The sequence below is a fragment of the Flavobacterium sp. RHBU_3 genome (assembly GCF_046613565.1).
Classification (GTDB): Bacteria; Bacteroidota; Bacteroidia; order Flavobacteriales; family Flavobacteriaceae; genus Flavobacterium.
Map to the genome: position 1 here is coordinate 100,814 of NZ_JBKJHC010000005.1, position 24,251 is coordinate 125,064.

The window sequence follows — 24,251 nt, forward strand, 5'->3', positions numbered from 1 at the left end:
GCTTTTTTACCAGCTAACATTAAATACTAAAGTACGGCGGGTGCTTTTTTCAGGAACGGCAGTAACTTTACTGTCTTTCTTAAAATGTTGCGATAAGCCGGCAAGGTATCCTAACACGTATGGCAATATTTCCTCAAGCTTATACTGGTATTCTATTTCTATAGAATTTTCAGTAACTGCAATAATCCTGAACTCAGGTGCTTTGAGTTGAGGGTAAATAAGGCTCATCCGGTTATGAAATGCAGGTAAATTTACTAAATATTCCTGTAGGCTGTCTCCTCTGGAGGCCATTACTTCAGGATATTTTTCTACAATGGTTTCGGGTGTCCTGTAGCCAAAACCGTATAGTACTTTGTTTATGTCGTCGCCGGTTTGTTTTGCAACAATGCCGGCCAGGTAATAAATGTTTTCTTCGCTGTAGGGTTGGTCTGTAGCAGTAAAGCTTATGTTGCGGTCTATTAGGGATGTTATTTCCTGCCAGGCAGCATCGCCATAGGCGGCTTCAGCATAATCTTTTATGGTTACATATATCATCCCGTACATAGCAAGGTGGTGTTTTTTATTGAGAGGTTAGTTCGTTTGTGCTCCAGTATTCCAAAAGTTTCCTTATTCGTTCGGTATAATCTTCATACTTAAGCGGTTTTATAAGATATCCGGCTATGCCTATGCGGTAACATTCTAATACATCTTTATGGTTGTTGCTGGTGCTTAGTATTATGGATGGGATATATCGCAGTACTTCGTCAGATTTTAAAATCCCTAAAAATTCTATGCCGTTTATTTTAGGCATATTTAAATCCAGCAATATAATGTCGGGTATTATATTTCTTTCCTTCAGTATCTGCAACGCTTCTTCACCGTTGCCTGCCTCAATAACCTTGTGGTTCAGCCCCAGTGATTTAAGAACGCGGTTAAACTTCATAACCTCAATAGCGTCGTCTTCTATGAGTAGTATATTAAGTACCCTTGACATTGTAACTTGTGTAAAAAATGGATAGTTAACAAAACTAATTAATCTGACTCCTAAAATGTATAATCTTCGTTATGGGAGGTGTTTGCTTCGGTGGATGGCGCTTTACCTTCGGTGAATGGTATTTTTTTGTAGACAAACAGAGTAAATTTAACAAAATGTTAATATGTTTTATCGGATATAACGGCGCATTACCGAAACTGGTCTTACTAAATTTTAGCAAATACCCTTTATTTACTGGTTTTTTAGTTGCTTTAACATTATTAATATGAAAAAACAGGTAATTTCTTCCTGTTTTATTTGTGGGTTTTTGGTGTAATTAGGCAATAGAGTTGTGCTGCACTGTAACATTAAAAGTGTAAGGGTTTGCTATCAAAAAACCATTCATCGATAGTTTTTTTAGTTTTAACGATACTAAAGGTTGTTGTGGTCGAAAATACCCACAGAAACCGTTAATGCCGGCTTACATTTGCCTTGTAAAGATGGAGGAACACACAGGTTTTAAAGCCTGTTTAAAAATATACATCTTCTAAAAAAGCCCCCTAATTTTTTTTAGAAGAACTTTTTACTAATGCAACTACACTTAACTAGTCCCCAAAAAAACCTGCAACCCCAAATGCAGGTTTTTTTATTTCCCTGAATTTGCGACTTTAACCGGTTTTTATGATTAGGTTATATCCTGTATAATTATAAGTGCTGAATAGTGTAAGTGTCGTTGAAATACAATCTTTTGTAAGGTTTTTACCATTCAACGGTAGTTAACGCCCGGGTAACGGCAGCAAATCCCCGTATGGTCGAAAAACCGCTGTAAAGCCTATGTTGTGGTTATATCTTTGTCATGTAAATAAGAACAAACAACAGGATCAACACTACACAACGCCTCCTGTTTATACGATAAAAGGCTGCCTAAAAAAGCCCCAAAATTTTAGGAACACTTTTTACTAATGCAACGTTATTTATAGTCCCCAAAAAAGAAAACCTGCGGAGCCCCCACCGCAGGTTTTTACATTTAAAAAAGATAAACGTATTGTTCAGTAATACTACTGAATATCTTTTGTAACAATTTGTAGCGTTTCGCGGCTGGTTTGTTTTACCAGTACGTCTTTGCCCTGTGTTACGGTAGCTTCAGAATTTTCGTTAAAGTGGCGTATGGTGTATAATGATACATCATCGTTATACGTTACTTTAAACTTCTTAGAAAGTATTCCTTTCAGTTCGGCAAAATGGCCAAATTTATCGTCTACGCAAACCGAGAAGCTGATGGCCGAGTTTTGTATAAGCGACACTTTCATGCGGTATTTGTGCAGCAACGCAAATATTTCGCTGATGTTCTCTTCCATGATAAAAGAAAAATCAAGAGAAGAAAGCGATATCAGCAGCTGGTTTTTCTTTACAATAAAGCAGCTTGTTTGCGGTATCAGGTCGGCGCCTTTGCTTACGCTGGTGCCCGGCAATAGCGGGTTTACAAACGATTTTACAAAAAGCGGAATTTCCTTGCGTTGCAGCGGTTGCAGCGTTTTTGGGTGAATAACCGTAGCGCCGTAAAATGCCAGCTCTATGGCTTCACGGTAGCTAATTTGGTTTAGCAATACCGCATTCTGAAAATAACGAGGGTCGGCATTCAGTACGCCCGGCACGTCTTTCCATATGGTTACGTTTTCGGCACCCAGGCAGTAGGCAAAAATAGCGGCAGTATAGTCGCTACCTTCACGGCCCAGCGTGGTGGTAAAGTTGTTTTCGTCGCTGCCAAGGAACCCCTGTGTTATGTTTAGGTTTTTCTTTTTTACCACCTTGGTTATGTTCTTCTTGGTAGCATCCCAGTCTACTATGGCATCGCGGTAGGTGTTATCGGTCTTTATCAGTTCGCGCACATCTAGCCAGGTATTTTTAAGGCCTACATGGTTAAAGTAGTGGCTTACTATAGTGGTAGAAATCACCTCGCCAAGGCTTACTACCTGGTCGTATACAAAGTTGTAGTTTGGCGATTTGTTGCCTTGTAAAAACGACTCAAGTCCGTTAAATATGTTGCCTACAGCGGTAAACACGGCGTGCTTATCGTCTTCAAAAAGTTCCAGGAGTATCTGGTTGTGGTATTTTTTTATTTCCTGTATGCTGGCCTGCAGCTCGGCAGATTTGTCAAAGTAATTTTTTATAACCACCTCAAAGGCGTTAGTGGTTTTTCCCATGGCGCTTATAACCAGCAGCACATCTTCATGGCCCACCTGTTGCAGCACGCTATATACGTTTTTTACGCCGTCGGCATCTTTTACAGACGCTCCTCCGAATTTAAATACTTTCATGTATGGTTAGGTATTCTTGTATGTTTAGTTTAGGTGTTTTTCTTTTAGTGTAGCGGTAAAGGCTGTAAGGCCCTGCTCGTCCATTTGTACGGTGCGCCAGGTTTCCAGTATTTTGGCACCGCTTTTTTCGTAGAAGTTTATAGCCGGTGTGTTCCAGTCCAGCACTGCCCATTCTACACGGCGCAGTCCTAATGATTTAGCATACTCCATTACGGCTGCATACAGTGCGCTTCCGGCGCCTGTGCCGCGGTGGCTTTCTTTTACAATAAGGTCTTCCAGATGTATGGTTTTTCCTTTCCAGGTGCTGTATCGGTAGTAAAACAGCGCCATGCCTATAATTTCGCCGTTTTGTTCGGCTACGTAGGTTTCAAACAGGGGTTGTGGCCCAAAACCATCGCGTTCCAGGTCGGCTACGGTTATTACCACGGCATCGGGCTCTTTTTCAAAAATAGCCAGTTCGCGTATCAGTTCCAGTACGGCAGGCATGTCTTCTTTCTGTCCCCTTCTTATGGTCATTGTTTTGTGATATTTTTGCAAAAGTACAAGTTTAACAAACTGCTAAATAATAAATTATTTTCATATCACAAAAATTCGCATATTTGTGGCAACCCAAACTAAAACGATTTCGATGGAAGAAGAAAGAAACCAAACCCTCGGTGAGTTCATCATTGAAAAGCAGGAGGACTTTAAGTATTCCTCAGGTGAACTTTCCCGCTTGCTCAACTCTATCCGCCTGGCGGCAAAAGTGGTTAACTATAAAGTAAACCAGGCCGGGCTTGTAGATATTACAGGAGCCGCCGGAAACCAGAACATTCAGGGCGAAGACCAGCAAAAACTGGACGTGTTTGCCAATGAAACCTTTATGCAAACGCTGATAAACCGCGAAATTGTATGCGGTATAGCCAGCGAAGAAAATGACGAGTTCATTGAGATTAAAGGCATGGACGAATGCCACAACAACAAGTATGTAGTACTTATGGATCCGCTGGACGGGTCCAGTAACATAGATGTAAATGTGCCGGTAGGTACAATTTTTTCTATTTATCGCCGTATTACTCCTGTAGGCACCCCGGTAACCATAGAGGATTTCCTGCAGCCCGGCGATGCCCAGGTAGCTGCCGGATACGTAATTTACGGTACCAGTACCATGCTGGTGTATACCACAGGGCGCGGCGTACACGGTTTTACGCTAAATCCTGCCATAGGTACGTTTTACTTAAGCCACCCGGATATGAAGTTTCCTAAAAACGGAAACATCTATTCTATAAACGAGGGTAACTATGTGCATTTTCCGCAGGGGGTAAAAGATTATATAAAATACTGCCAGAAGGAAGAGGCTAACCGCCCTTATACAAGCCGCTATATAGGCAGCCTTGTGGCCGATATACACCGCAACATGATTAAAGGCGGCATATACATATACCCTACCAGCAGCAAAGCACCTAAAGGCAAGCTGCGCCTGCTGTACGAGTGCAACCCTATGGCTTTTATAGTAGAGCAGGCGGGGGGCAGGGCTACAGACGGTTTTCAGCGCATAATGGAAATAAAACCTACCGAGCTGCACCAGCGTGTGCCGTTCTTTTGTGGTAGCTACAATATGGTGAAAAAAGCCGAAGAGTTTATGGCGCTATATGTAGAACAACAGGCATAACTATAACCAAACCCTTTTTTATATTAGTTTCCTGATTTTTTTCTGAAAGCCTGCGGATTAGCCACCGCAGGTTTTTGTTTTTATTCAGCTACTGAGCTGCTTAGTTACTTAGCTTCTAAGCAGTACTCATACGGACTAAAAAGCTTTCCGTTGCATCTTCCTTGCTCTGTAGCTAAGCGGCTCAGAAGCTCAGCTGCTTTTTAAAGAATAAACACTATCTTTGCAGCATGTTTCAACTGGGTAAAACGATAGTGTCTGAGGACATACTGGAGAAGGAATTTGTGTGCAACCTTACGGCCTGCCATGGCGCCTGCTGTGTAGATGGCGATGCGGGTGCGCCGCTTATAGAAGAGGAAACCAAGATACTTGAGGAAATTTACCCGTTGGTAAAGCCGTTCCTGCGTCCGGAGGGTATTGCTGCTATAGAGGCCCAGGGCACCTGGGTGGTGGGCACCGATGGCGAACTGGAAACCCCGCTAATAGACAATAAGGACTGTGCCTATGTTATTTTCGACGGAAAAACCGCACTGTGCGGCATAGAGCAGGCCTACAACCAGGGCATAGTGCAGTGGAAAAAACCCGTAAGCTGCCACCTGTATCCCATACGTATAAAAGACTATTCAGAATTTGCTGCGGTAAACTACGACCGTTGGGAAATTTGCGATCCTGCCTGCAGCCTTGGTAAAGAGCTGGAAGTGCCGGTATACAAGTTTGTAAAGGAAGCCCTTGTCCGCCGTTTTGGTATCGACTGGTATACTGAGCTGGAAAAAATAGCCGAAGACCTTAAAAAAGACGAGCCAAGAAGAAGGAGGTAATTAGTTGCTTATTAGTAGTTAATCCTTTTGAGTTTCGGGCTCTGTTTTTAAAATCAGTTTTATACCGCCGTATTCTTTAATCTCATATTTTTGGGCTTGTTCGGCCTGTCTTTTTTTGTTCTTTTCAAGGTATTCTGCATAGGTAAACGTTTGTTCGTTAAATACGGGGCGTTCTATGGCAGTATTCTCTCCTTTTACTTTTATGCTGCGGGCTATGTACTCGGTGGTTCCGTATTTCAGGCTCAATATTGTACCCGGAACCCCTCCGAAAATGTCTGGCCCGAAACCGGATGGCAGCTCAGTAGTGTACCAGGCTACGTAGTAGGTGTTGTTCTTATACAGTGTGGCTATTTTACACCGGTAGCCCTTTATCTTTTTTGTTTCGGTGCTTTTTAAATCCCAGTTATAAGTCGGTATTGTGTCTTTACCCTTTAGGGTGCTGTAGTCTTCCTGTACTTCAAAAAGCATCAGGCCTTCTGTAAGGTTTTTATAAAAATACCGTTCGTCGGGGTATGTTATATATTGTCCTTTGTTTTCTATGGGTAAATCTATAATAGGGTCTTGTCCCGGTGTTTTATAATACAGGCTTTCGTTGTTGCTTATTACCAGTGTAAAATACCTTTTTGCGGTGGAGTATCTTCGTATAGGTTCGGGAAGTTCGTGAATCGATGCTGTGTTTACATTGTGTTGCTCGGAGTATTCTATGGTAACCGTTTGCGAAAAAGTAGCACAATAAGTTGTAATACATATAAGAACAAATAGCAGTTTTTGTGTCATGGCTGTGTGGTTGTTGTTACGTTATTTCAAAGGTAATTCAAAAAAAATCAGGAAGTGTTTAACGCTTTAAAATTCTCCCGTTTTACGGGCAAGTCCAGTGATTTGTGAAATGTTTAACATTTTTTAATATTTTGATATTCAACAATGTGTGTTTTTTAGCAAACCCTTAACAGAATTGTTTTGTTGTTAAAAACTCTTACTGGTTGTGGATAACTATGTATTTGAATTTTTAATGTAATTGTCAACCTTTGTAAGATGCGTGAGCAAAAAAAAGAGCCTAAAGACATAGAGAGTCAAAGGCTCGAATTTCTGAAACTCACTTCACTAATTGTCGGACTCGGAAACCTAGTTGTTAGTGTTGTGAAATTATTTACTGAAAAGTAGAATAATTATTGACCGTCGCCTTTTTGGTGGCGGTTTTTTTATTATCTCAAAAATACATTTATTTTTAATATTGTTGTTGTTGTTATGCATTGTTGTGTGTTTATTTTATTCACATGAGTGTCGAATATGTTAATAACCTAGTTGCTTAAATCAGATTATACAATTTTGAACTAGAATTTATATTAAGCATGTTTCACTGATTGTAAAATCCAAATATCAACCAGGGTTGACACGGCAATGATTTGGTGGTTTATAAAGTATGTCAAGTCCCGTGATTGTGGTAAAATATAAGGTTTTGTCGCAACAATAGTGCTATTTAGTGTTTTTTATAATTATTTGATTTGGAATATTTTGTGTTTTTAACGCCTCTTTAACGCCGTCTTTGAGGTTGTTAAAAACTCTTGCCGATTGTGGATAACTATGTGTTTGAATTTTTAATCTAATTGCCAACCTTTGTAATCTGCGACCGTGAATTTTTCGTTAAACATAAAGCAATAAAACTCAAAATACTATGTCTTTACCTGAGCCTATTCTACAGGAAAATAAAAACCGCTTCGTGATTTTTCCTATCAAACACCACGATATTTGGGATTGGTACAAAAAGATGGAAGCCAGTTTCTGGACTGCGGAAGAAATTGACCTGCACCAGGACTTAAACGACTGGAACAATAAGCTTACAGAAGAAGAAAAGTATTTTATAAAGCATATCCTTGCGTTTTTTGCTGCTTCAGACGGTATTGTAAACGAAAACCTGGCCGAGAACTTTGTAAACGAGGTGCAGTACCCTGAGGCGAAGTTTTTCTACGGTTTCCAGATTATGATGGAAAACATACACAGCGAAACCTACTCGCTGCTGATTGATACCTATGTTAAGGACGAAGCTGAAAAAAGCGAATTGTTTAATGCGCTTGACGTGTTCCCGGCCATTAAAAAGAAAGCTGAATGGGCGCTTAAGTGGATTGAGAGCGACTCTTTTGCCGAAAGGCTTATTGCCTTTGCAGCAGTAGAGGGTATCTTCTTCTCGGGTGCATTTTGTTCTATTTTCTGGTTGAAGAAGCGTGGCCTTATGCCGGGCCTTACCTTTAGTAACGAGCTTATAAGCCGCGACGAAGGTGTACACTGCGACTTTGCAGTACACCTGCACAACAACCACCTGGTAAACAAGGTGCCTGCAGCCCGTATTAAAGAAATTATTGTAGATGCACTAAATATAGAGCGTGAGTTTATTACCGAATCATTACCGGTAAGCCTTATAGGTATGAACTCTACGCTAATGACGCAGTACCTGGAGTTTGTAACCGACAGGCTTCTTGTAGAGCTGGGTTGCGAAAGGGTGTACAACGTAAGTAACCCGTTTGACTTTATGGATATGATATCGCTACAGGGTAAAACCAACTTCTTTGAGAAGCGCGTATCTGAATACCAGAAAGCGGGTGTAATGAATAAAGATACAGACGCACAAAAGATCAGTTTCGACGCTGATTTTTAATTAAAATATTTCCTTGTTTTTTTCTTTTGGGGATGCTGTGAATGCGGGTTCCCCAGGGATTGTTTAACCTAAAAAATAGTTGAAGATATGTATGTAGTAAAGAGAGACGGAAGAAGAGAACCGGTAATGTTTGATAAAATTACCGATAGGGTTAGAATATTGTGCTATGGCCTTAACGACCTGGTAGACCCGGTTAAGGTGGCCATGCGCGTAATTGAAGGTTTGTATGATGGGGTAACCACCTCTGAGCTTGATAATCTTGCAGCCGAAACTGCCGCCTCTATGACTGTTACCCACCCTGATTATGCCCTGCTTGCAGCGCGTATTGCGGTGAGTAACCTGCATAAAAATACTACCAAGTCATTCTCTGAAACCATGACAGAGATGTACCACTATGTAAACCCGCGTACCAACCAGGAATCGCCGCTTATTAGCGATGAGGTTTATGAAGTGATTAAGGCTAATGCCGAAATACTGGATAGTAAAATTATTTACAATCGCGATTTTAACTACGACTACTTCGGGTTTAAAACCCTTGAGCGCAGCTACCTGCTGCGTATAAACGGACGCATAGTAGAGCGCCCGCAGCACATGCTTATGCGTGTGTCTGTAGGTATTCACCTAAACGATATTGAGTCGGCCATAGAAACCTATGAGCTGATGAGTAAAAAATACTTTACCCACGCTACACCTACGTTGTTCAACTCGGGTACGCCAAAACCGCAAATGTCGAGCTGCTTCCTGCTTTCTATGAAAGACGACAGTATAGACGGTATTTACGACACGCTGAAAAACACGGCTAAGATATCGCAGTCGGCCGGTGGTATCGGTTTGTCTATCCACAACGTAAGGGCTACAGGATCGTACATTCGTGGTACTAACGGTACCAGCAACGGTATTGTGCCTATGCTAAGGGTGTACAACGATACAGCCCGTTATGTAGACCAGGGTGGCGGTAAGCGCAAAGGCAGCTTTGCCGTATACATAGAGCCATGGCATGCCGATATTTTTGATTTCCTTGACCTGCGCAAAAACCACGGTAAGGAAGAAATGCGTACGCGCGACCTGTTCCTGGCCATGTGGATTCCGGATTTGTTTATGAAACGTGTTCAGGAAGACGGCGAGTGGACACTAATGTGCCCTAACGAGTGCCCTAACCTGTACAACGTACACAGCGAGGAGTTTGACGCGCTGTACCTGCAATACGAGTTTGAAAACCGCGGGCGCAAAACGGTAAAAGCACGTGAGCTTTGGGAAAAAATCCTTGAATCGCAAATAGAAACCGGTCTTCCTTACATGCTGTACAAAGATGCAGCTAACCGTAAGAGCAACCAGAAGAACCTGGGAACCATCCGTTCGTCTAACCTGTGTACCGAAATTATGGAGTACACCAGCGAAGATGAAGTAGCGGTGTGTAACCTGGCTTCTATATCGCTGCCTATGTTTGTAGAAAACGGCACGTTTAACCACCAGTACCTGTACGATGTAACCAAGCGTATTACACGAAACCTTAACCGTGTTATAGACCGCAACTACTACCCTATTGAGGAAGCATACAATAGCAACATGCGCCATCGTCCGGTAGGTCTTGGTGTACAGGGTCTTGCTGATGCTTTCATCATGATGCGTATGCCGTTTACAAGTGATGAGGCTAAGCAGCTTAACCAGGAAATTTTTGAAACCATATACTTTGCTGCTGTTACTGCCAGTATGGAGCTTGCCAAAGAAGAAGGTGCGTACTCTACATTCCAGGGTTCGCCTATATCTCAGGGTGAATTCCAGTACAACCTTTGGGGCCTTAAAGATGCAGATCTTAGCGGCCGTTGGGACTGGGCTTCACTTCGTACAGAAGTTATGGAGCACGGTGTGCGCAACTCGCTATTGCTTGCGCCTATGCCTACGGCTTCTACATCGCAAATCCTTGGTAACAACGAAGCGTTTGAACCATATACATCTAACATTTACACACGCCGTGTGCTTTCGGGCGAGTTTATCGTAGTGAACAAACACCTGCTTAAGGATCTTGTAGATCTTGGCCTGTGGAACGAAAACCTTAAACAGGAAATAATGAGGGCAAACGGTTCGGTGCAAAACATCGATATCATTCCTCAAAACATAAAAGACCTGTACAAAACCGTATGGGAAATGAGTATGAAAGACATCATAGACATGAGCCGCCAGCGTGGTTATTTCATTGACCAGAGCCAGTCGCTTAACCTGTTTATGGAAGGTGCTACATACGCTAAGCTTACCTCTATGCACTTCTATGCATGGCAAAGCGGCCTGAAAACGGGTATGTACTACCTGCGTACCAAGAGCGCGGTGGATGCTATTAAATTTACCCTTAACAACGAGAAAAAGGCTGAGCCGGAAACAGTGGAAGCTGTTGAGGCGGGTGCTAATGTTCAGGGAGAGTCAATGGCAGTTAGCGAATTCCAGGCTATGCTGCAACGCAGCCGCAATGCCGAACCGGATGACTGCGAAATGTGCGGTTCTTAATCTTTCCAATATATACTATGCAAAAGGAGTTCTGTAAAGAGCTCCTTTTTTTATTTATACCCTTCGCTATAAGGCAATTTATCCTGCTCATACATTGTTGTGTATTTCCATAATATTTTCTTGTTTCATTTTTTATATATTTGTCTGTAACCAATTATAACATTCTTTTATTATGGCTTCTTATTTTATGGTAGACAGCGAAATTATGGTAGCGCCGGGTAAGCGTTTTTTAAATTTTCTTCTTGACATAATATTTTATTACATCATAATTTTTATTATTGGATTTATCGCGGCCTTTTTTACATACTTGGGAATCTATAAGCCGTATGAGATTTTATCCGATGAAGGCCCTCTCGGAACCATGGCTCGTGTTTCGGTGTTTTTGTTGTACTATTTTGTATTTGAAGCCCTTACAGGGCGCACCGTTGCAAAGTTTATTACCGGTACAATTGTAGTAAATGAGTTTGGCGAAAAGCTTTCGGTAACTCAGGTGCTGGGGCGTACCTTTAGTCGTCTTATTCCTTTTGATGCATTTTCATTCTTTGGTACACCATCACGCGGCTGGCATGACAGTATTCCGAATACCTATGTGGTAGATGCCCAGAAACTTAAAGATATTAAAATGCTACGTAACGATTTTGAACAAATAGGGCAGGAGCAGTTGTAATGCTATGCTGCTATTTCAGGGTAAATCATAACAGAAATCGTTACCTTTGCAGCTTAACCTGCACGGATGGAAGAACCCAAAAACACGCAGCCTTTTTTACTGGCGCCCTTTAGCAAAAGGTTGCTGAACTGGTTTATAGATTTTGTAATCATTATTTTTATACTTACCCTGGTTATGGATGCCGGCAACTGGGCTGCCAAAACCTACGGATACGACTTTTTAACCGTAGGAGCCATAAAACCGGATACGCCAAACTCGCGATTGGGACTGTTTTACGGGCTGATAAGCCTGATGTATTATGGCTTATTTGAGTCATTTTTGCAGCGTACACCGGGCAAGTTTATTACCGGTACCCGTGTAATACGCTTTGACGGTACCACACCTACCGAATGGAACATACTACTGCGTAGCCTGCTGAGGTTTATACCCTTTGAAGCCCTTTCCTTTCTGGGGCCTGTACCCTTTGGACTGCACGACAGCCTAAGCAAAACTTTTGTGGTTAGGGTGGGGAAAATGCCTGCGGGTTTTAACGGTAACAATAATACTAAACAATAATAAGGAAACCTTCGAAATCATACTAACATGATGCAATGGGAACAGCTGCTCTCGCTTAAAAGGCAGGGCGATACCACTAAAAGGCTCCGCCGCGAGCAGGACGATACCCGCCTGGGCTTTGAGGTAGACTACGACCGTATTATATTTTCATCGGCTTTCCGCAGCCTGCAGGATAAAACGCAGGTAATACCCCTAAGTAAAACCGATTTTGTGCACACCCGCCTTACGCACAGCCTTGAGGTAAGCGTGGTGGGGCGTTCATTAGGGCGCCTTGTGGGCAAAAAAATCATAGAAAAACACCCGTACCTTGCCGAAGTCCATGGTTATCAGCCGAACGATTTTGGTGCCATAGTAGCTGCTGCCGCACTGGCGCATGATATAGGCAATCCGCCCTTTGGGCACAGTGGCGAAAAAGCGATAGGCGAATACTTTAAAAACGGCAACGGTTTTAAATACCGTGCCCACCTTAAGGATAAGGAGTGGCAGGATTTAATAGAGTTTGAAGGTAATGCCAATGGTTTTAGCCTGCTTACTGCTACACGCCCGGGTATAGAGGGTGGCCTGCGCATAAGTTATGCCACGCTGGGCGCATTTATGAAGTATCCTAAGGAATCGCTTCCTAAAAAACCGACGAGCAAGATAGCCGATAAAAAATACGGTTTCTTCCAGGCGGATAAGGAGTCGTTTCAGGATGTAGCGCAGGATTTGGGTCTGATACCCAATAAATCCGGAGATGATATTGGCTTTGAGCGCCATCCGTTGGCCTACCTTGTAGAGGCTGCCGATGATATTTGCTACACCATAATCGATTTTGAAGACGGTATTAACCTGGGGCTTATCTCTGAAGATTATGCGCTGGAATACCTTATAAAACTGGTGAAGGATAACGTTCAGGTAGAAAAATACAAAAGCCTTACCACTAAAGAAGACCGTATAAGTTACCTGCGTGCGCTGGCTATTGGCTCACTGATTAATGATGCCGTAAGTGTTTTTATGGAAAACGAAGAAGCCATTTTGGCGGGTAAATTTCCGTATGCGCTTACCGACAGGGGCAGCTATACCGCCCAGATGAAGGACATCATTAACATCAGTATAAAAAATATTTACCAGAGCCGCGAGGTAGTGGAAAAGGAGGTAATGGGCTACCGTATTATCAATACCCTGCTCGATGCGTTTTGTACCGCTTATAACAACAAGTTTGAAGGCGTGGAGAGCAATTACGACAAGCTTATACTTAAGCTACTGCCGGAAAAATTCATTACCGATAAAATGACCGTATACGAACGCCTGCTGCACATCAGCCATTTTGTAAGCACCCTTACCGATGGCAACGCGGTGTTGCTATATAATACGGTTACCGGAGGGAAATAATTTCAGATTTCAGATTGAAGATTTAGCTTCACTCAGCACCTTTGCCTTTCAAGTTATTATGTCGAGGTACGGCGAAGTAATCTTATGAACAGATCTTAACTTATATAACAAAGCCCATAAGTTTCAACTTATGGGCTTTGTTATATAAAGATTGCCACATTCCGCTACGCTGCGTTCGCAATGACAAACCGTGCGAGTGAAGCTCATTCTGAAATCTAGATTCTACCTTCTGAAATTAAAAAGTATAACTAAGCCCTACACCCAGCATTTGTTTCAGCTGTAGTTTAGGCCCTACGGTTACCGTTTCGCCGTCGCGTTCTTCGGTAGCTTTAATGTCGTCGTCGTACACAAGGTTAGCGCCTATGTTTGCCTTTACATATTGGTTAACGGTCATATCAAGGGTAAACTGCCAGTTTACGTCTATGTTGCCAAAACTGTTCAGGTAATCCGTATAAAGGGTTAGGCGGTTATCCAGCATTATGTTTTTAAAAACCTGTCTTTTTAGCTGGTTGGTCATCAGTATACCCAGCTCTGTACGCGATTTCTTTCCGTGTTCTACAATGTTGCCATCGGCATCAGTTGTGGCTTTTCGTACACCAAAAGAGCCCTGGTCGGCCAGGTATTGATTCAGTACAAGTGTGGTTTTATCGGTAAGCGGAGAAAAATAAGCATTAAAGCCCCAGTCTTTACGAATGTATTCGCCACCCACCCCCAGGAAGATATACGCCGGCGCTAAGGGAGCCGATATTTCGTGCGTTTTATTCGGATAGTTATAACCGTTAGCAAACTGGGTGTTAAAGTTAAACTTGGCACTGTAATACCAGTTTGTTATCGAGTCTTTTTTATACCCAAAAGTAGAGTTAAACTGAAACTGGTCATCCGTTTTTCGGGGTATCTGCCCTTCCTGCGAGTTATGCCCATAACGCACTATAAGTTCGTTCAGCCAGTTCACATTTTTTTTGGTGTACTTCCGGGTAAAGTTTCCTTTGCCCAAAAGGGTAATAGAGTTGTTACCCCCCACGCTCCAGTTTACAAAAGCTATTTCGTTAATGTCAAGCCCCACGGCATTGGTTTTTTCCCAATGCGAAATCGTGTCGGGCAGGGTAGTGGTTATCAGCGCCTGTGCATGGCCTTGCTGGAAAAACAAAACAAGCAGAACAGCGCTAAAGCAAGCTTTAATCTTCATCATTGATCCTGAGGTTTTTTTCGGTTCGTGCAAAACTGCGCAAAAATCATGCAAAAATCGTCATTTACTATAAGCCGGAAAAGAAATCCCTTAAAGAATTAACGTCTATTTTACATGAATGTTGTAGTTGTGCTACGGTTCCATGCTCAATAAAGCTATCAGGGATACCTAAATTATTAATTTTCAATGTGTAATTATGGCTTACGGCAAAAGTGTTAATGTTTGTGCCAAATCCTCCTACAACGTTTCCGTCTTCTATGGTTATTACCGTTTCGTGTGTTTTAAATATGTTATGAAGCGCCTCCTCGTCCAGCGGTTTTATAAACCCGAAATGCCAGTGCGAAAATGCTGCTTCATTTGCCAAATCCTGTAACGCCTTGGTAACATTATTGCCAATTGTACCGGTGCTCAGTACGGCTATCCTGCTGCCGTGTTTCAGTTGTTTTGCCTTGCCTATAGCTATAGGTTCAAAAGGGCGTTGCCAGTCGGTGCCTTCACCACGCCCGCGCGGGTAGCGTATGGCTATAGGGTGGGGCAGGCCAAGCTGGGCTGTATAGAGTATGTTTCGCAATTCAGTTTCGTTCAACGGGGCAAACAGTATCATGTTTGGTACGCAGTTCAGGTACGCAATGTCGAATACTCCGTGGTGGGTAGCACCGTCTTCACCCACAAGCCCGGCTCTGTCCAGGCAAAAGATAACCGGCAGGTTTTGCAATGCCACATCGTGAATTACCTGGTCGTAAGCGCGCTGTAAAAATGTTGAGTAAATATTACAATACACCACCATACCCTGTGTGGCCATACCGGCGGCAAGGGTTACGGCGTGCTGTTCTGCAATGCCCACGTCTATAGCCCTTTCGGGGAAGGCGTCCATCATAAACTTCATGGAACTACCCGACGGCATGGCAGGGGTAATACCTACAATTTTATCGTTTTGCGTAGCCAACTCAGTAAGCGTAAGCCCAAAAACATCTTGGTATTTTGGTGGAAGATGGCTTTCGGCTATAGCCAAAACCTCACCTGTAAGCTTGTCAAATTTGCCCGGTGCATGGTATTTCACCTGGTCTTCTTCGGCCTGTTTCAGCCCTTTGCCTTTGGTAGTAATTATGTGCAGAAACTTAGGGCCGGGAGTTTGCTTCAGGCGCTCCAGTTCGCGTATCAGTGCGGTAAAGTCGTGGCCGTCTATGGGGCCAGTATAGTCAAAGTTCAGCGAACTTATCATATTGTTCTGTCTTGGGTTGCGTCCTTCCTTTACTTCGGTAAGGTAGTGCTTTAGTGCACCCACGCTTGGGTCTATGCCTATGGCGTTGTCGTTTAGCACCACCAGCAGGTTGGCATCCGTTACGCCTGCATGGTTCAGCCCCTCAAAGGCCATACCCGATGCTATGCTGGCATCGCCTATAACGGCTATGTGGTTTTTGGCAGTATCGCCCTGTAGCTTTGAGGCGATAGCCATACCCAGTGCCGCCGATATAGAGGTGCTGCTGTGGCCGGTGCCAAAGGTGTCGTACTCACTTTCGCTGCGTTTCGGGAAACCGCTAATACCGCCAAATTCACGGTTGGTAGCAAATACATCGCGTCGGCCGGTAAGTATCTTATGTCCGTAGGCCTGGTGGCCTACATCCCATACGAGTAAATCATCAGGTGTGCTAAACACATAATGCAGCGCTATGGTAAGCTCTACCACACCCAGGCTGGCGCCCAGGTGCCCACCCTTAACTGATACCACGTCAATAATAAAATTACGCAGTTCGGCAGCCAGTTGCGGCAATTGCTGCGGGCTGAGTTTCCTCAAATCGGCAGGCGAGTTTACAGTGCTGAGCAGCGTGTTTTCCATAGTGCAAATTTATGAATATTTTGCACGAAATAATCAGCCTTTAAAAGGAGTCCATATAAGTGCATTTTGGCGGGGTACTGTATAATTTTACCACAAGGCACACTAAGTATTTTCGCGAAGTACACGGGGCAAGGCTTACAATTATTGCATAAAGGTTTCAATCCCGATCATCGGGATTGAGGGACACAAGGATTGGCACGTAAAGCTTCGTGACCTTAGTAGCTTGGAACAAGCCTTTATCCACAAAGCCTTGTGAACCTTGTGAAAAAACTTAGTGTACTTAGTGGTAAAACTTTTGTAATTGCTGACTATAACCCTCTAAAAAAGTAGAAGCGCGGCTTGCAGGCCGCGCTTCTGTGTGTGTAAAAAAACATTTATTAAACAATCTACCAAAATATGGTATAGAGTGCTGCTGTAATGCCGGTAACAATTAGCGCACCTACGGTAAACGCCGGAGTTACCTTAAACATTGTGGTGTCTATTTCAAGGCCGTTAGTTTTTACGCCTTTCTGGTTTTCTTTAACACTGATAAAGAACATACCTATAACGCACAGGGCAAATACCAGTGCCATCCTGTCCAGGAACGGTATTTCGTATAAGCCTTCTGCATTTGGTACTGCCCACCCGATAGGGTACAGGAACGAAAGATCCATAAGCCCCGGTAGTGCCTTTAGGAAACACGAGAAGATAAATCCGCCCACTGTAGCAAACAGGGCCGCATTACTCGTGGTTTTCTTCCAGAAGAAGCCCAGTATAAACATGGCGAAGATACCCGGACTAAAGAAGCCTGTGTACTCCTGTATAAATTCGAAACCGCCTTTTTTGTCAATGCCCAGGAACGGTGATATGATGATAGCGATAACCATAGCCGCAACCACGGTGATTTTGCCCACATTTACCAGTTTCTTTTCGTCGGCATTTTCATTGATACGCTTCTTGTAAATATCCAGCGTAAAAATGGTTGCTATACTGTTTGCCTTACCCGCAAGCGAGGCTACAATAGCTGCCGTAAGCGCTGCAAACGAAAGCCCTTTAAGGCCTGCAGGCAGCAGGTTTAGCAGTACAGGATACGCGCGGTCCGGGTTCAGTTCACCGGCCTGCATCATCTCGCTCTGGAAACTGCCGTTTTGGTACAGCACATACGCTGCAATACCCGGTATTACCACAATAAGCGGCATCATTAGCTTCAGGAATGAAGCGAATAGTAGCCCGCCACGTGCTGTTTTAAGGTCGGCGCCCAGTGCACGCTGTGTAATGTACTGGTTACATCCCCAGTAATTAAGGTTCACAATAATCATACCACCAACAAGTACTGACAGTCCCGGAAGCGCGCTGTAGTTAGGGCTTTCCTTGCTAAGTATCATCTGGAAGTGGTCGCTGGCCTTACTGCTTAGCAGGCTAAAGCCATCCATTATGCCTTCGCCACCAAACTGGTCTGATACCAGGTTAAGGGCTAAGTATGTGGTAATTAGTCCTCCTAAGATAAGGAAAAATACCTGGATAACATCGGTAAAGCCGATAACCTTCATACCACCCAGGGTAATCATGATGCTGAATATGGCAAGGAACGCAATACAGATATTAAAATCAATACCTGATATACTGCTTACTGCCAGTGCACCAAGGTACAATATAGAGGTAAGGTTTACCACTACGTAAAGCAATAACCAAAATACCGCCATAATCATGGCTACCGTACCGTTGTACCTTTGGTGAAGGAACTGCGGCATGGTAAAAATCTTGTTCTTTAGGTACACAGGTATAAAAAATACCGCTACTACAATAAGGGTTATGGCAGCCATCCACTCGTAGGTGGCTATGGCAAGGCCCATCTTAAAGCCGCTGCCGCTCATGCCTATAAACTGCTCTGCGCTAATGTTACTGGCAATAAGCGATGTACCTATGGCCCACCATGTAAGCGAACCTTCGGCTAAGAAGTAATCGCTGCTGGAGGCGCTCTCTTTTTTCTTACGGTTGTATATCCATAATCCGTAGCCTACAATAAGTACAAAGTAGACAAGGAACACGATATAATCCGCATTGGCTAATGAAGAATGCATAATTGTGTGTTTGTTGAGATTTGGGTTACAAAAAAATTATTGGGTGTATTTACTAATTTACTGTTGCTTATAGTGCACCGTAGAAAGTTCCCTTAGCGTGGCAGCGCTTTTTTCAGGAGAAATATCGCGTTGTGCTTCAGCCATCAGCTCGTAGCCTACCATAAACTTCTTCACCGTAGCCGAACGCAGCAATGGCGGGTAGAAGTGCATGTGGAAGTGCCACTCCTGGTGGTCTTCGCCGTCTGTAGGCGACTGGTGTATACCCGATGAATACGGGAAAGAGGTTTCAAACAGGTTATCGTATTTTACAGTAAGCGTTTTAATGGCTTCAGCAAAAGCCAATGATTCCTCTTCGGTCATGTCGGTAATTTTACCAAAATGCCTCTTGCTTACAATAAGCGTTTCAAATGGCCATATAGCCCAGAAAGGCACCAGTACTACAAAGTGTTCGTTTTCAAAAACGATGCGCTCATTACGCTCCAGCTCTTCTTTCAGGTAATCGGCAAGAAGGCTGCGGCCGTTAGCATCGTAGTATTTTTTCAGGTTATCCTGTGTCTTGGCTACGTTTGTAGGCAGTGAGCTCTGGCTCCATATCTGGCCGTGCGGGTGCGGGTTGCTGCAGCCCATTACGGCACCTTTGTTCTCAAAGATCTGTACGTGGTTAATAAAGTCGCGGCTGCCCAGGTCTATGTACTGTGCTTTCCATACGTCTACCACTTTTTTTATGGCTTCCACTTCCATTTCAGGCAGGGTAAGGTCGTGCCTTGGTGAAAAGCAGATTACACGGTTAATGCCCCTTTCCGGTTCAATACGGAAAAGATCAGTACTGGCAGGCTTTTCTACCTCTTCCTGTAATAATGACGGAAAGTCGTTATCAAATACAAATACATCGGTATACTTATCGTTAAATACGCCATTGCTGCGCTCGTTACCGGCACACAGGTAGCAGGTAGGGTCGTAGTGCGGACGGTCTTCACCTCCGGCGCTTTCCTTTTGCCCTTGCCAAGGCCTTTTGGCCCTGTGCGGCGATACCAGTACCCATTCGCCTATAAGCGGGTTGTACCTTCTGTGCGGATGCTCGTTATTATCAAATGCCTGCATGTTCGTTCTTATATACGCTGGTACCTTTAGATATTTTTATCTTGTAGGCTTCTAGCTTTATGTTAAACTTCTCTTTGTACGCTGCGGCTACGCGCTCTATAATGCCGTTTACCGCATCTTTTTTTACAAGGTTAATGGTACAGCCGCCAAAACCGCCACCCATCATACGGGCGCCCAGTACGTTTTCGTCGTTACGCACTGCGTCGGCAAGGAAATCAAGCTCCTCACAGCTTACCTCGTAGTTTTTGCTAAGTCCGTTGTGTGTGGCAAACATCAGTTCGCCCAGTTTTTTAAAGTCTTCTTTTTCCAAAGCAGATACTGCATCAAGCACACGCTGAATTTCGCGTACTACAAACAGGCAACGGCGGTATACCACATCACCCAGCAGGTCTTTACAGGCTTCTACCTGAGCCTCGCTAAGGTCGCGGAACGTGTTTATTTCTGGGTACTGTGCTTTCAGTTTGGCAAGGCCCTGTTCTACCTCGTTGCGGCGGTCGTTATAACCCGACTCCAGCAGGGTGTGTTTTACTTTACTATCAAGAAGTAGTAATGAATATTCTTTAAAATCAGCGCTGTGGTACTCGTGGTCCAGGTTATTACAGTCCAGTTTTATAACCTTGTTCTTTTTGCCAAATACGCTGGCAAACTGATCCATGATACCGCAGTTTACACCTACGAATGTGTGCTCAGACTTCTGCCCGATAAGCGCTATTTCTTCCTTGCTAAGGCCAAGGCTGTAGATGTTATTAAGGGCAAATGCAAAACCACACTCTACCGCAGCCGATGAAGATAGGCCTGCACCCATAGGTATGGTACTGCTAAATACCACGTCTACTCCGCTTAGCGTAAGGCCGCGTTCTTTAATAAGGTGTGCTACACCCAGGAAGAAGTTGGCCCACATGGTATCACCGGGTTGCAGGGCATCGTTAAGGTTAAAGCTGTAGCTTTGGTCAAGGTCTTTGGCATACAGGTTTACATTGCTTGTTCCGTTTTCAGATACGGCAAAGCAAACGTACTTGTTTATGGCTGCCGGAAGCACAAAACCGTCGTTGTAGTCTACGTGCTCGCCTATAATGTTAATGCGCCCCGGAGAAAGGAATATGTGGCCGGGCTCTGCGCCAAATTTTTCTTTAAAGCTGGCCGAAACCTGCTGTACTAACTTTTTCTTCATCGCTTTATCTCTAATATAGCTATTGGTAATCCGGCCGCAGTGGCCTTAACAGTTATGGTGTTTTCAAGATTTTCGGTACGCAACAGTGTGGCTGCTATGCCCGCACCTGCGTTTATGGTCTTTTCGCCGGTAATAACGGCGTTACCGCTACCCAGGCTGAACGTTACCGGGGTTGTAGCCTCGGGCAGTACATTGCCGTTTTCATCCACAATTTTGGCATAGACGAATATCATGTCCGGCTTATCGGCATTTACAAGCTTACCCGAAAGGTCGGCTTCCAATACAATTCTGGCGGCCTTGCCTGCTGTGGTTACCGTGTTTTCGGTTACTTCCTTACCATTTATATAACCCACTGCTTTCAGTGTTCCCGGTGTGAATGTACCTAAGTTAAACACAAACGGTGCGTGGGGCAGGCTGTCTGTAAACGGATCTTTAGCCGGTTTTTGTTTGCTAGTGAGTTTACCGTTAAGGTACAGCGCCACCTCGTCGCAATTACTGTAAACGGTAACCTTAGGGCTCGATTTTTCGTTCCAGTTTGAGGCTATAAACGCCATTGGCCCCTGTGCCACATCTTTGTTCAGCTTTTGCGAAGCATCGCGCTGACTCTGGTAGAAATAGTACGCAAACTTCGGCAGGCGGAAAATATCACTGATACCCGATGTTTCCAGGTCGGGGCTGTAGCCGCGGTTATAGTCAAACATCAGCCAATTTGCGTGGCCTATGGTGTTCTTGCCTTTCAGGTTAGAGTTGTAGGCTTCCATAAAGTTGAATGCCTGTTGCAGCTGCCTTTTTTCGCCGCTTTCGCGAAACTGGCGGCTGGTGCGCTCTTCTTCCTTAAGTCCGCTAAAGGCTGTTTGGTTAAAGCCCGCATTCTGGGCGTAGTATTCCCAGTCGCCGTATTCGGCTATAAATATCTTACGGTTGCCTTTATCGTATTTTGTCCAGTAATCCGGAGCCTTGCCGTGCTGGCGCGCCGGAATAAACAGGTTGTAATTATCGTTATCCATCCATCCGGCGGTTACCACATCCTCAAACGGAAGCTCCTCGCGCAGGGCTTTATTGGCAGCAGCCATATAGGCTTCGTCCATGTTGCTTTCGTTTAGCGAAACCTCCCAGAAAATAATACTCGGGTGGTTACGGTCGCGGCGGGCAAGGTCGCGGATTTCCTGTATAGAGTTCTTTTGGAATGTAGCATCACCAAAATACTGCCATCCGGAAATACAATCCATAACCAGTATGCCCAACTCGTCGCAGGCATTCAGGAACGCCTCACTCTGCGGGTAGTGCGACAGGCGTACAAAATCGTACCCTGCACTCTTTATCTTCACGGCATCACGGTACTGCGCTTCATCTGAAATTGCATAACCCAGGTACGGATACTCCTGGTGGCGGTTAGTACCATTTATATACAGTTTTTCACCGTTAAGGTAAAAGCCGTCGTTTTTTATTTCTGCCGAACGAATACCGGTTTTGGTGCTATATGTGTCTACCGTTTCATTACCCGATACTATGCTTACGTCAAGCGTATACATATTAGGGTTTGTAACACCCCATAGCATGGGCGACTTTATATTGATGTCCTGTTTTATCTCGGCATCTGCACCGGCTGCCACCATGCTTTTCTCCGAAACAAACTCCTGTTGTTTGCCATCGGGGGCAGTAAATACAGCTTTTATATAAAACTCTTTAGCCGAGTTATAATCGTTTTTAATATGGGTTTTCAGGGTGCCGTCGGCATTGTTTTTATCGGTATGATAAAAATGTGCAAACACCCCGCCACCTGCGGTTTTATTGGCCGCTACGGCATCGGTAATGTACAGCTTGTTTGTAGTAATAAGCTGCACGTTGCGGTAAATGCCTCCATAATAGTTAAAATCGAGTTCGGCAAGCGGCTTGCCCGGCGGAATGTGTGGGTTATCCTGGTTGTTTACTTTTAATGCCATTGAATTTTCTAACCCAAACCTAACCCATTGGCTAACGTTTACAGTAAACGGGGTATAACCTCCTTCATGCCGGGCTACTGCTTTACCATTCACCCAAATTTCAACTTCGTGCATTACGCCCTCAAAACGTAAAAACACGTTGTTATCTTTAGCTGAGGCCGGAACCTCAAATGTCTTCTTATACCAACAGTCACCTTGCCACTGCTGTATTACCACCAGCTTTTCTTCCTGCGGGGTATGCGGCAGGCTTATTTTTTGCCAATTTCCCGCAAGGCTGTCCTTAGTAAATTGCCAGCTGCCGCCAAAGTCAGTTTTCCTCACACTTAACCCTGGCGTATGGCAGGCAGCAAATAAAAACGGTAATACTATTAATGCTAACTTTTTCATTATTCTACTGCTTGTGCAAAAGCATCGAGCGCGGGTTGCGCGTTATTATCAAAGCCCCATAGTGCCTGGTTTTCCCAGGTAGAGCCATTTGTTGCCTCAGTGCCTTTCCAGGCTGTCCATTCGCCACCCCAATACGCAAAGCCAGCGCCCACGCCACTGGTTTCTACAAGGCTGCGCACTGCGTTAAGAAAACTCAGCTGGCCTGCAGGAGTAGCGGCATACGCGGGGATAAGTTGGTCGCTCTGGCCCACTACGTTGTTTGTCCAGTCGTTCCAGTTTAGGGTAAACGGATAAGCCGTTTCGGCTATAAGCACTTTTTTATTATAGGTGTTGCCTAACGATGTTATGCTGCTCTTAAGTGCTGCAAGATCTTTGCCGTGCCAAATAGGGTAGTATGAAAGCCCTATATAGTCATAATCTACATTGGCTACTTTGCCGTAAAACCAGCTTGCGCCTTCGGTGCCCGCATGGTGCAGCATTATTTTAGTATCAGGAGCCTGTTGGCGTATTTTAGCGCTAATGGCTGTAACCAGTTGCAGGTATTGGCTTTCGTTATTGGTAAGGTTACCGTACGGGTACATAAAACCATCGTTGGTTTCGTTACCTATCTGAATCAGGTCGGGCTGAATGTCTGTAAGTATCTGCCCAGTGTAGTTTACGGCAGCGGTTTTCAGGTCGGCAAAGCTAAGGCTTGCCCACTCTGCCGGTACGGCCTGTGCTGAAGGGTCGGCCCAGGTGTCTGAGTAATGTACCGTAAGCCATACTTTAAGCCCGGCATTGTGCACGCGTTGTGCAAAGGCTTTCACCTCATTAAAGGTGCTGTGCCCTGTAGACGGGTTTTTCCACAAACGGATGCGTATGTAGTTTACACCTGCGTTTTTAAGGGTGATGATAGCATCCTGTGCTACACCATCTTTTTTGTATACTGCCCCGTCGGCTTCCGCTTCCGGTAGGTACGACATATCTGCCGCGCGGATAAAATCATCCGTAGGCGTTGGGTCGGGTGTATTGTTGTTGTCATCGCCGCCGCATTGTACAAGGGCAACCGACAAAACCAACAGGGATAATATATAGCGAAATGCTTTCAT

General features: G+C 44.2%; 19 protein-coding genes. 7 read left to right on the plus strand and 12 right to left on the minus strand.

From position 1 onward, the window contains the following. Nucleotides 1-6: 6 nt before the first annotated feature. The 4 genes from ACLI1A_RS08735 to ACLI1A_RS08750 all read right to left on the minus strand — a co-directional run bounded on the left by ACLI1A_RS08735 (nt 7) and on the right by ACLI1A_RS08750 (nt 3,786). Nucleotides 7-543: a heme NO-binding domain-containing protein gene (locus ACLI1A_RS08735; protein WP_411408220.1), complete on the minus strand. Its 537-nt coding sequence runs from the start codon at nt 541-543 to the stop codon at nt 7-9. A 16-nt stretch (nt 544-559) separates the two neighbouring features. After that, complete coding sequence (locus ACLI1A_RS08740) at nt 560-973, minus strand: response regulator (RefSeq protein ID WP_411408222.1); 414 nt, start codon at nt 971-973, stop codon at nt 560-562. Nucleotides 974-2,010: 1,037 nt separating this feature from the next. After that, entirely contained in the window at nt 2,011-3,270 is a 1,260-nt protein-coding gene (locus ACLI1A_RS08745; RefSeq protein ID WP_411408224.1) for an aspartate kinase, read from the minus strand. Between the two features lie 24 nt (nt 3,271-3,294). Then, nucleotides 3,295-3,786, minus strand: a complete 492-nt coding sequence (locus ACLI1A_RS08750; RefSeq protein ID WP_411408226.1) for an N-acetyltransferase family protein — start codon at nt 3,784-3,786, stop codon at nt 3,295-3,297. Between the two features lie 112 nt (nt 3,787-3,898). On the opposite strand from ACLI1A_RS08750, the gene fbp reads away from it, so the two are divergent. Next, nucleotides 3,899-4,921, plus strand: coding sequence for a class 1 fructose-bisphosphatase (gene fbp, locus ACLI1A_RS08755; protein WP_411408228.1), 1,023 nt, complete (start codon nt 3,899-3,901; stop codon nt 4,919-4,921). Between the two features lie 227 nt (nt 4,922-5,148). Then, nucleotides 5,149-5,736 carry a DUF3109 family protein gene (locus ACLI1A_RS08760; RefSeq protein WP_411408230.1) on the plus strand — a complete coding sequence of 196 codons (588 nt, stop codon included), beginning with the start codon at nt 5,149-5,151 and terminating at the stop codon, nt 5,734-5,736. An 18-nt stretch (nt 5,737-5,754) separates the two neighbouring features. Here the strand turns inward: ACLI1A_RS08760 and ACLI1A_RS08765 are convergent, their stop codons facing one another. After that, nucleotides 5,755-6,513, minus strand: a complete 759-nt coding sequence (locus tag ACLI1A_RS08765; protein ID WP_411408232.1) for a GLPGLI family protein — start codon at nt 6,511-6,513, stop codon at nt 5,755-5,757. Between the two features lie 895 nt (nt 6,514-7,408). On the opposite strand from ACLI1A_RS08765, the gene ACLI1A_RS08770 reads away from it, so the two are divergent. From ACLI1A_RS08770 to ACLI1A_RS08790, 5 genes are all read left to right on the plus strand, one after another. Further along, nucleotides 7,409-8,386, plus strand: coding sequence for a ribonucleotide-diphosphate reductase subunit beta (locus tag ACLI1A_RS08770; protein ID WP_411408234.1), 978 nt, complete (start codon nt 7,409-7,411; stop codon nt 8,384-8,386). Between the two features lie 87 nt (nt 8,387-8,473). Then, nucleotides 8,474-10,885, plus strand: a complete 2,412-nt coding sequence (locus ACLI1A_RS08775; protein WP_411408236.1) for a ribonucleoside-diphosphate reductase subunit alpha — start codon at nt 8,474-8,476, stop codon at nt 10,883-10,885. A 172-nt stretch (nt 10,886-11,057) separates the two neighbouring features. Next, the gene (locus ACLI1A_RS08780) at nt 11,058-11,552 is read left to right on the plus strand and encodes an RDD family protein (protein WP_411408238.1); all 495 of its coding nucleotides are present in this window, start codon (nt 11,058-11,060) and stop codon (nt 11,550-11,552) included. 66 nt (nt 11,553-11,618) lie between these two features. Then, complete coding sequence (locus ACLI1A_RS08785) at nt 11,619-12,107, plus strand: RDD family protein (RefSeq protein ID WP_411408240.1); 489 nt, start codon at nt 11,619-11,621, stop codon at nt 12,105-12,107. A 30-nt stretch (nt 12,108-12,137) separates the two neighbouring features. After that, nucleotides 12,138-13,478 carry a deoxyguanosinetriphosphate triphosphohydrolase gene (locus ACLI1A_RS08790; RefSeq protein ID WP_411408443.1) on the plus strand — a complete coding sequence of 447 codons (1,341 nt, stop codon included), beginning with the start codon at nt 12,138-12,140 and terminating at the stop codon, nt 13,476-13,478. Between the two features lie 235 nt (nt 13,479-13,713). Here ACLI1A_RS08790 and ACLI1A_RS08795 read toward each other — a convergent pair whose 3' ends face one another. From ACLI1A_RS08795 to ACLI1A_RS08825, 7 genes are all read right to left on the minus strand, one after another. Beyond that, complete coding sequence (locus ACLI1A_RS08795; protein WP_411408242.1) at nt 13,714-14,667, minus strand: DUF3078 domain-containing protein; 954 nt, start codon at nt 14,665-14,667, stop codon at nt 13,714-13,716. Between the two features lie 64 nt (nt 14,668-14,731). Next, the gene (locus ACLI1A_RS08800) at nt 14,732-16,501 is read right to left on the minus strand and encodes a 1-deoxy-D-xylulose-5-phosphate synthase (RefSeq protein ID WP_411408244.1); all 1,770 of its coding nucleotides are present in this window, start codon (nt 16,499-16,501) and stop codon (nt 14,732-14,734) included. A gap of 386 nt (nt 16,502-16,887) precedes the next feature. Beyond that, entirely contained in the window at nt 16,888-18,561 is a 1,674-nt protein-coding gene (locus ACLI1A_RS08805; protein WP_411408246.1) for a sodium/sugar symporter, read from the minus strand. A 57-nt stretch (nt 18,562-18,618) separates the two neighbouring features. Beyond that, a complete protein-coding gene (locus tag ACLI1A_RS08810) occupies nt 18,619-19,662 on the minus strand; it encodes a UDP-glucose--hexose-1-phosphate uridylyltransferase (RefSeq protein ID WP_411408248.1) in 1,044 nt (347 codons plus the stop codon). Beyond that, a complete protein-coding gene (galK, locus tag ACLI1A_RS08815; protein WP_411408250.1) occupies nt 19,649-20,833 on the minus strand; it encodes a galactokinase in 1,185 nt (394 codons plus the stop codon). The genes ACLI1A_RS08810 and galK overlap by 14 nt, the downstream gene beginning before the upstream one ends. Then, on the minus strand, nt 20,830-23,163 hold the full coding sequence (locus tag ACLI1A_RS08820) for a glycoside hydrolase family 2 TIM barrel-domain containing protein (RefSeq protein ID WP_411408252.1): 2,334 nt from the start codon (nt 23,161-23,163) through the stop codon (nt 20,830-20,832). Before ACLI1A_RS08820 ends, galK begins: the two co-directional genes overlap by 4 nt. Continuing rightward, nucleotides 23,163-24,251, minus strand: coding sequence for an arabinogalactan endo-beta-1,4-galactanase (locus ACLI1A_RS08825; protein ID WP_411408254.1), 1,089 nt, complete (start codon nt 24,249-24,251; stop codon nt 23,163-23,165). The genes ACLI1A_RS08820 and ACLI1A_RS08825 overlap by 1 nt, the downstream gene beginning before the upstream one ends.